This is a genomic window from Psychrobacter sp. AOP7-B1-24, assembly GCF_052376215.1.
Taxonomy (GTDB): domain Bacteria; phylum Pseudomonadota; class Gammaproteobacteria; order Pseudomonadales; family Moraxellaceae; genus Psychrobacter.
The window spans coordinates 1-611 of record NZ_JBQSVL010000203.1 but is presented as its reverse complement, the minus strand read 5'-3'; the positions used below and the strand labels follow the sequence as shown (position 1 = coordinate 611).

The following is a 611-nucleotide window of genomic DNA, read 5'->3' as shown; positions in this document are numbered from 1 at the left end:
AAATCTAAAACGATAGCTAGGTAGCACCAGCCGCCTTTAATGCGAACATAAGTGACATCACCTGTCCAGACATGATTGGGCGATGTGGGGCTAAAGTTACGGTTCAGTATGTTGTCATGAGCTTTGTGTTCTTCATCACAGTGCTTGTATTTATGCGTCTTTAACTGACAGCTTTTAAGCCCCATGCTGCTCATAAGTTTACCTACCATATAACGGGTCAGCTTGATGCCGTGTTCATTCATTAGTATAGCGGCAATGCTGCGAGCGCCTGCTGAGCGCTTTGAGTCGTTAAATATTTGGCGGACTAATGCTTTAGTTTTGACGGCTTCAAGGCTGATGGGCTTGGGCTTTAGTCCATAGTAGTAACTGCTCCTCAATACCCCAAACAACTTGCATAAAAGGCTTTTACTGGCCCGTTTGTCTTGCTCTGCAAGCTTGCTTATCAGCGATAGCCGTTCAGGCTGTCCAAGGCCAGCAGAGCAGAAGCCTTTTTTAATATGTCGCGCTCCATAGTCAGCCGCTTAACCTGCTTACGCAATTCTTGAAGCTCGCGCTGTTCATCCGTTAAAGCGTTGCCGACTTTAGGCACTTGGCCACTCATTTCTTGACGG

Annotated in this window: 1 protein-coding gene; it reads right to left on the bottom strand. The window is 46.8% G+C overall.

What is annotated here, in order from left to right; genetic code table 11:
- A partial coding sequence (locus tag ACT3QP_RS15005) for an IS3 family transposase (protein WP_444526057.1) occupies positions 1 to 377 on the bottom strand: 377 nt, incomplete at its 3' end.
- Positions 378 to 611 lie beyond the last annotated feature (234 nt).